We start from the raw sequence: 7,954 nt of genomic DNA on the forward strand, positions 1-7,954 counted from the left end.
CCGTCATGGTGTGGGGAGCCGTCAACGCCGGCGTGGCCGCCAACGCGATTCCGCAGGCCGGCAGCGTCGCAGGCACCATCCGCACCGCCAGCCGGGAGGCCTGGGTGGGGATGGAAGACCTCGTCCGCGAGATCGTTTCGTCGTTGCTGGCGCCGCTGCAGGTGGAGTACAGCGTGCACTACCGGCGCGGCGTGCCCCCCGTGGTCAACGAGGAGGTCTCGACCAGGATCTTCACCCACGCGATCGAGGCCATCGGGCCGGACGTGTTGACCGACACCAAGCAGTCCGGGGGAGGCGAAGACTTCTCCTGGTACCTCGAGGACGTCCCAGGGGCGATGGCGCGACTGGGCGTGTGGCCGGGACACGGCCCGCAGTTGGATCTCCACCAGCCGACGTTCGACCTCGACGAGCGGGCGCTTGGGGTTGGGGTTCGGGTGTTCACCAACATCATCGAGCAGTCCGCCGAGCTCTGAGCCGACGAGCCGGTTACGTCCCCGGTCCCACGTTGCCGGCCGGGCGGGTGCGTAGATCGTGCACGTACTCCTCGGGTGCGCCCGCGATCTCGGCGGCCTCGGCCATCACGCCGAGGTAGCGCGCCGAAGGTATGCCGCCCTCCCAGGCGTCGACGACGTACAGCCAGGCGAGCACGGGATCGGTGCTGGTGTCCGAGGACTCCCGGTGCACCCGGCAGCGGATCTTCTTGTGGAAGCCGAGCTCTGAGCCCTCCCAGCGGTCGAGGTTCTCCTCGTCCTCTCGGGTCATGTCGTAGAGCACGACGAAGACCTTCGACAGGGGATCCTCGACGAGGGTGGCCAGCGCGCCCTCCCAGCCGAGGTCCTCGCCGCCGAACGTCAGTCGCCAACCGTGGAGCCAGCCGGTTCCCGCCATGGGGGAATGCGGCGCGCGCTGCAGCATCTGCTCCGGATGCATGTTCGATCCGTAGGCGGCGTAGATCGGCACGGGGGCAAGCCTAAGGGGTGGTGGGTGGATCCGGTGGGCAGGAGCGGTGGGGTACTAAGTTGAGGCGGTGGTTACCCGCATCGTGATCATCGGCGGCGGCCCCGCCGGGTATGAGGCTGCACTCGTCGCCGCGGGCCGCGGTCCCGCTATCGCGCAGGTCACCGTCGTCGACTCCGACGGCATCGGTGGTGCCTGCGTGCTCTGGGACTGCGTGCCGTCCAAGACGTTCATCGCGTCGACGGGCGTGCGCACCGAGCTGCGCCGCGCCAACGGCCTCGGTTTCGACATCGCGATCGAGGACGCCAAGATCTCGCTCGAGCAGATTCACAATCGCGTCAAGACGCTCGCCAGGTCACAGTCGGCCGACATCGGCTCCAACCTGCTGCGCGAGGGCGTCAGCATCGTGCACGGCCGCGGTGAACTCGTCGACGACATCCCCGGCATGGCCCACCACCGCGTGAGAGTCACCACAACCGACGGCAAGGTCGGCGTGCTCAAGGCCGACGTCGTACTCGTCGCCACCGGCGCCAGGCCGCGCGTCCTGCCGAGCGCCGTGCCCGATGGGGAGCGGATCCTGAACTGGCGCCAGCTCTACGACCTCACCGAGCTGCCCGAGCATCTGATCATCGTCGGCTCCGGTGTCACCGGCGCCGAGTTCTGCAGTGCTTACACGGAGCTGGGCGTCAAGGTCACCGTGGTGGCCAGCCGCGACCAGATCCTGCCGCACGAGGACTCCGACGCCGCCGCGGTGCTTGAGGAGACGTTCGCCGAACGCGGCGTGAAGCTCGTCAAGAATGCGCGCGCGGACACGGTCAGCCGGACCGCGGACGGAGTCAGGGTCGCGATCGCCGACGGGCGCACCGTCGAGGGTAGTCACGCGCTGATGACCGTCGGCTCAGTGCCGAACACCGAAGGCCTCGGCCTGGAGAAGGTCGGCATCGAACTCGGTCGGGGCAATTACCTTGAAGTGGACCGTGTTTCGCGAACCTCGGCGGCGGGCATCTATGCCGCAGGCGACTGCACCGGACTCTTGCCGCTGGCGTCGGTCGCCGCGATGCAGGGCCGCATCGCGATGTATCACGCCCTTGGTGAGGGGGTGTCGCCGATTCGGCTGCGGACCGTTGCGGCCGCCGTGTTCACCCGCCCCGAGATCGCGGCGGTCGGCGTGCCCCAGACGGCGATCGACAACGGGACCGTGCCTGCCCGCACGCTGATGCTGCCGCTGACCACCAACGCCCGCGCCAAGATGTCACTTCTGCGCAGGGGCTTCGTCAAGATCTTCTGCCGCCCGGCGACCGGTGTCGTGATCGGCGGCGTCGTCGTCGCGCCGATCGCATCGGAGTTGATCCTTCCGATCGCCCTCGCGGTGCAGAACCGGATCTCGGTGACTGACCTCGCACAGACGCTGTCGGTGTACCCGTCGCTGTCGGGTTCGACGGTCGAGGCGGCCCGCCGGTTGATGGCTCACGACGATCTGGACTGATGTCTGCGATTTGTGGAGTTTCAGCGGCGGTGAGCGCCGGTCAAACTCCACAAATCGCGCAGGGTACGTACCCTGAGAGCCGTACCGACGAGTAACCAGAGGAGTCCTTGGCGTGAGCGACCCGATCCCCGGTCCGGGCAACGGGCAGACCCTTCTCGGTCCCGAATATCGTGCCCAGGCGTGGGAGCGGCTCGGCAGCGAGCAGTTCGACGTCGTCGTCATCGGCGGTGGAGTCGTCGGCGCCGGCGCCGCGCTCGATGCGGCGACCCGAGGCCTGAAGGTGGCGCTCGTCGAGGCGCGCGACTTCGCCTCCGGCACGTCGAGCCGGTCCTCGAAGATGTTCCACGGCGGTCTGCGCTATCTCGAGCAGCTCGAGTTCGGGCTGGTGCGAGAGGCGCTGCACGAGCGCGAGCTTTCGTTGACGACGCTGGCCCCCCACCTCGTCAAGCCACTGCCCTTTCTATTCCCGCTGACCAGGCGGCTGTGGGAGCGGCCGTACGTGGCTGCCGGGATCTTCCTCTACGACCAGCTGGGCGGCGCGAAATCCGTCCCCGCGCAGAAGCATCTGTTGAAGGCGGGCGCCCTGCGGCTGGCTCCTGGGCTCAAGCGCAGCTCGCTGATCGGCGGCATCCGCTACTACGACACCGTCGTCGACGACGCCCGGCACACCATGACGGTGGCCCGCACCGCGGCGCACTACGGCGCGGTGGTGAGGACGTCGACCCAGGTGGTTTCGCTACTGCGCGAGGGTGACCGCGTCACCGGCGTTAGCGTTCGCGACTCCGAGGACGGTGCCGTGACCGACGTCCACGGTCACGTCGTCGTCAACGCCACCGGTGTCTGGACCGACGAGATCCAGGCACTGTCCAAGCAGCGCGGGCGTTTTCGCGTGCGGGCGTCCAAGGGCGTGCACATCGTGGTGCCGCGGGATCGGATCGTCAGCGAGGTGGCGATCATCCTGCGGACCGAGAAGTCGGTGCTCTTCGTCATCCCGTGGGGCACGCACTGGATCGTCGGCACCACCGACACCGACTGGAATCTGGACCTGGCCCACCCCGCGGCCACCAAGGCCGACATCGACTACCTCCTCGAGACCGTCAACACCGTGCTGGCCACGCCGCTGACGCACGATGACATCGACGGCGTCTACGCAGGCCTGCGACCGCTGCTGGCGGGGGAGAGCGAGGAGACCTCGAAGCTGTCGCGCGAGCACGCCGTCGCCGTGCCCGCCCCTGGCCTGGTCGCCATCGCGGGCGGCAAGTACACCACCTATCGGGTGATGGGGCAGGACGCGATCGACGCGGCCGCCGAGTTCGTTCCCACCCGGGTTGCTCCGTCGATCACCGAGAAGGTGCCGCTGATGGGCGCCGACGGATACTTCGCGCTGATCAATCAGACCGAACACGTCGGCTCGCACTACCAACTGCACCCGTACCGGGTGCGACACCTGCTGGACCGTTACGGCTCGCTGATCGGCGAGGTGCTCGCCATGGCGGAGGGACGCCCCGAGCTGCTGACGCCGATCACCGAGGCGCCCGTGTACCTGAAGGTGGAGGCGTGGTACGCCGTGGTGGCCGAGGGTGCGCTGCACCTCGAGGACATCCTGGCTCGGCGGATGCGCATCTCGATCGAGTATCCGCACCGCGGTGTCGACTGTGCCCGCGAGGTCGCCGAAGTCGTTGCCCCCGTGCTTGGTTGGAGCGCCGAGGACGTCGACCGCGAGGTTGCGACCTACCTGGCCCGCGTCGAGGCAGAGGTGATGTCCCAGACTCAGCCCGACGACGAATCCGCCGACTCGTTGCGTGCCGCGGCCCCCGAGGCGCGCGCGGAGATCCTCGAGCCGGTACCGCTGACGTGAGGCGCACCCGGCCCGCGCCGCTGCCCGATCGCGACGGGCTGGGTCCGGCGAGGGTGCGGTTGCGCGGTGGCGGCGTGCTGGTGGAGTTGGCGGATCGGTTCGGCGAGGCAGCCGCAGCCAAGGTGCTCAGCGGCGAGGTGGTCGCCGACGACGGGAGTGTCGTCACCGCCTCCACGGTGCTGCCGCCGAATTCGCACGTCTACCTCTACCGCGACCTGCCCGACGAGGTGCCGGTCCCGTTCGACGTCCCGGTGCTGTACCGCGACGAGAACATCGTCGTCGTCGACAAGCCGCACTTCCTGGCCACCATGCCGCGGGGCGGACACGTCACGCAGACCGCGCTGGTGCGATTGCGTCGAGAGCTCGACCTGCCCGAGCTCAGTCCGGCGCACCGGTTGGACCGGCTGACTGCGGGTGTGCTGTTGTTCACCGCCCGCCGCGAGGTACGGGGTGACTATCAGACGCTGTTCGCCCGCGGCGAGGTGCGCAAGTCCTACCTGGCGCGTGCCGCCGTCGACCAGACCCTCGAACTGCCGACCGTGGTGCGCAGCCGAATCATCAAGGAACGCGGTCGACTTCAGGCCTACGAGGAGCCCGGTGAGCCGAACGCCGAGACGTTGGTCGAGTTGCTCTCCGACGACGGGCTCTACCGGCTGACGCCACGCACCGGCCGGACGCATCAACTCCGGGTGCACATGGCGTCGCTGGGGTTGCCGCTCGTCAACGACCCGCTCTATCCCAGGGTTCTCGACGTGGCGCCCGATGACTTCTCGGCACCGTTGGGGTTGCTCGCCCAGTGGTTGCAGTTCGACGATCCCATCACCGGGCGACGGCGCGAGTTCGTCAGCGCGCGTCATCTGGACTAGTCGCCAACTGCAACGTGTTCTACTGACGGGCGTGGACCGCGCGACGTTCGACGCCTGCGAGCAGGCCGCCGAGCACCTGCGCGGACTGGGTGGGCACGCCATCGGCGTTCCTGCGCACGCGGGCAGCCTCGACGATCTCGACGTCCTCGTGGAGCGAACGGTGGCCGAGTTCGGCGGCATCGACGTGGTGGTCAACAACGCTGCCAACGCGCTGGCGCAGCCGCTTGGTGAGATGACGGTCGAGGCGTTGGCCAAGTCCTACGAGGTGAACCTGCGCGGCCCGGTGTTCTTGGTGCAGAAGGCGTTGCCGCACTTGAAGGCGAGTCCCGCTGCGGCAGTGTTGAACATGGTCTCGGTCGGTGCGTTCAACTTCGCGCCGAGCCTGTCGATCTACGCGTCGGGCAAGGCGGCCCTGATGTCGTTCACCCGGTCGATGGCCGCCGAGTTCGCGGGCTCGGGCATCAGGGTGAACGCGATCGCGCCAGGCCCGGTCGACACCGACATGATGCGCAACAACCCGCAGCAGGCGATCGACGCCATGATCGGCGGCACGCTGATGCACAGGCTGGCCTCGCCCGACGAGATGATCGGTACCGCACTGCTGTTGTGTTCTGCGGCAGGCAGTTACATCACCGGTCAGGTCGTCATCGTCGATGGCGGCGGGACGCCTCGGTAGCGCCGAACGTGAGCCCACTGCGAAGAGCGGTGCCTTTTTTCGCACTGGCGTCACGTTCGACGGACGAGGCCGTCGGGCCCATTAGCCCTTGCGGGTCTTGAAGGCGGGCGTGAATGTCCTCCAGGGTCTGGTGCAACTCCTCGACGAGCCCGAAGTTCAACGCCTCGACCTAGGGTTTACTGCGCCATCCGGTGATCCCGACGATGATCAGCCGGAGTTGTTTGACGGCGGTGTGGCGGATCTCGTCGAGCGCGGTCGCGTCGGAGGCATCCTCGATGGCTTCGGCGATCGAGATCATCGCGTTGACGAACAGGCTGGCCAGGATGTTGAGGTCCTCGGCGCTCCAGTCGTTCAGACCGGGGAAGCGGGTCAGGTCGATCGCGAGTTCGGAGGTGATCAGCCGGATCTCGGTGCGGATCGCGTATCGCAGCACCGTCACGCCGCTGTTGCGTTCGCGCCCGATGAAGCGCCAGTGCTCACGGCGCTCGTTGACGCCGGCGATGAGGATGTCGACCGTTGATTCGATGATCCGGGCCGGGTCGAGCTTGCCCGCGCGGGCGCCGCGCAACATGTCGCGCAGGGCCCGGAACGATTCGTCGATCAGCACCAGGCCGAGCGCTTCCATCGAGTCGAAGTGCCGGTAGAACGCCGCGGGCACGATCCCAGCCTCGCGGGTCACTTCGCGAAGGCTCAGCGCGCTGAAGCTGCGTTCCTCGAGAAGCCGCAGCGCCGCCGCCACGATGGCCCGCCTGGTTGCCGCCTTGCGTTCCTCCCGGGACAGGCTTTCGCGCGAGGAACGGGAGGATCCCGAGCGTCCGGAGCGGGACGACCGTGAACTGGGCGTACGTTCGTTCACTGTGTGAAACCTACCACAACCTGCTCCGATCGATTGACGGTCAGGACAAACAGGCGCACGGTGTACATGTGTTCACCCAAACGAAGTCCGCTCAACCGAAGGCGCTGAGCCTGCGGGACAGGGTGCTGCGGTCACCGTTGGTCGACCTGCTCACCGGTCCACACGGCGTCGATCGCTACACGGAGCTCGTCGAGCCCACCTGGACGCTGGGCGACTCCCGCGCCAAGGTCGTCGCGGTCCGCAGGCAGACGCCTCGCAGCGTCACCCTCACTCTTGAACCCAACGCGGCCTACGTGGCCCGACCCGCGCTGCGGGCAGGCCAGTCCGTCAACCTCACCGTCGAGGTCGACGGGCGCAGGCAGACCCGCTGCTACTCGCCGGCCAACGCCGAGGGCGACCGACTGGTCGAGCTGACCGTCGGCGTGCACGACGGCGGGGTGGTCTCGCAGCACCTCTACCGCAACGCCCGCGTCGGCATTGTCGTCGGCCTCGACGGCGTCGGCGGCGACTTCACCCTGCCCGCCGTCAGGCCGCGCCGCGTCCTCTTCGTCTCCGGTGGCAGCGGCATCACCCCGGTGATGTCGATGCTGCGCACCATGAGAGATGAAGGATCCGATCGCGACATCGCCTTCGTGCACTACGCCCGCAGTCCGCAGGAGGCGTGCTATCGCGACGAACTGGCCGCCATGCCCGGCGTGCGCGTCCTGCACGGCTACTCCCGTGCCGCCGAGGCCGGGCAATTGCGGGGCCACTTCGACGCGGATCACCTCGCCGCGGCCATGCCCGACGCCGACGGGGTGTACGTCTGCGGACCGCAGGCCCTCGTCGACGCGGTCAAGGCGCACTACCCGGATGCCCTGTCGGAGAGCTTCGTCCCGCCGACGTTCACCGTTCCGGCCGAAGCGTCGGGCGGCACCGTGGCGTTCGCCGACAGCGGTGTCGACGTCATCGACGACGGGCGCTCCCTGCTGGAGCAGGCCGAGGCCGCTGGACTGTCACCGCAGAGCGGATGCCGAATGGGCATCTGCCACACGTGCACCCGCCGCAAGACCAGCGGCGCGGTCAAGAACCTCATCACGGGCGCCGTCTCGACGGCCGACGAGGAGGACGTGCAGATCTGCGTGTCCGCCCCCGTCGGTGACGTCGAGCTGGCGCTGTAGTAACCCCGAAACCACCTCGAAAGGACCAGTCATGACTTCCATGCTCGAGAAGACCACCGCCGACGAAATCACCATCACCGATGACACCGCTGAAG

The 7,954-nt window shown here is 68.1% G+C and carries 8 protein-coding genes; 6 read left to right on the forward strand and 2 right to left on the reverse strand.

Annotated elements, in window-relative coordinates:
• On the forward strand, positions 1–473 hold a 473-nt coding region (locus ACRDUX_RS07865; protein ID WP_526412638.1), incomplete at its 5' end, for a M20/M25/M40 family metallo-hydrolase.
• 13 nt (positions 474–486) lie between these two features.
• Here the strand turns inward: ACRDUX_RS07865 and ACRDUX_RS07870 are convergent.
• On the reverse strand, positions 487–960 hold the full coding sequence (locus ACRDUX_RS07870; protein ID WP_526412640.1) for a gamma-glutamylcyclotransferase family protein: 474 nt from the start codon (positions 958–960) through the stop codon (positions 487–489).
• Between the two features lie 67 nt (positions 961–1,027).
• Here ACRDUX_RS07870 and ACRDUX_RS07875 point away from each other — a divergent pair, with 67 nt between their 5' ends.
• The 4 genes from ACRDUX_RS07875 to ACRDUX_RS07890 all read left to right on the forward strand — a co-directional run bounded on the left by ACRDUX_RS07875 (position 1,028) and on the right by ACRDUX_RS07890 (position 5,843).
• On the forward strand, positions 1,028–2,443 hold the full coding sequence (locus tag ACRDUX_RS07875; RefSeq protein ID WP_526412641.1) for an NAD(P)H-quinone dehydrogenase: 1,416 nt from the start codon (positions 1,028–1,030) through the stop codon (positions 2,441–2,443).
• Between the two features lie 112 nt (positions 2,444–2,555).
• A complete protein-coding gene (locus ACRDUX_RS07880; protein WP_526412643.1) occupies positions 2,556–4,301 on the forward strand; it encodes a glycerol-3-phosphate dehydrogenase/oxidase in 1,746 nt (581 codons plus the stop codon).
• Positions 4,298–5,167: a pseudouridine synthase gene (locus ACRDUX_RS07885; RefSeq protein WP_526412645.1), complete on the forward strand. Its 870-nt coding sequence runs from the start codon at positions 4,298–4,300 to the stop codon at positions 5,165–5,167. Before ACRDUX_RS07880 ends, ACRDUX_RS07885 begins: the two co-directional genes overlap by 4 nt.
• Positions 5,064–5,843: an SDR family NAD(P)-dependent oxidoreductase gene (locus ACRDUX_RS07890; protein ID WP_526412647.1), complete on the forward strand. Its 780-nt coding sequence runs from the start codon at positions 5,064–5,066 to the stop codon at positions 5,841–5,843. Before ACRDUX_RS07885 ends, ACRDUX_RS07890 begins: the two co-directional genes overlap by 104 nt.
• A 169-nt stretch (positions 5,844–6,012) precedes the next feature.
• On the opposite strand, the gene ACRDUX_RS07895 is transcribed toward ACRDUX_RS07890, so the two are convergent.
• Entirely contained in the window at positions 6,013–6,699 is a 687-nt protein-coding gene (locus ACRDUX_RS07895; RefSeq protein ID WP_526412648.1) for a TetR/AcrR family transcriptional regulator, read from the reverse strand.
• Positions 6,700–6,767: 68 nt separating this feature from the next.
• Here ACRDUX_RS07895 and ACRDUX_RS07900 point away from each other — a divergent pair, with 68 nt between their 5' ends.
• The gene (locus ACRDUX_RS07900) at positions 6,768–7,859 is read left to right on the forward strand and encodes a ferredoxin reductase (RefSeq protein WP_526412650.1); all 1,092 of its coding nucleotides are present in this window, start codon (positions 6,768–6,770) and stop codon (positions 7,857–7,859) included.
• Positions 7,860–7,954 lie beyond the last annotated feature (95 nt).

Source organism: Mycobacterium sp., from assembly GCF_050701675.1.
In the GTDB taxonomy this organism is placed as follows: Bacteria; Actinomycetota; Actinomycetes; order Mycobacteriales; family Mycobacteriaceae; genus Mycobacterium.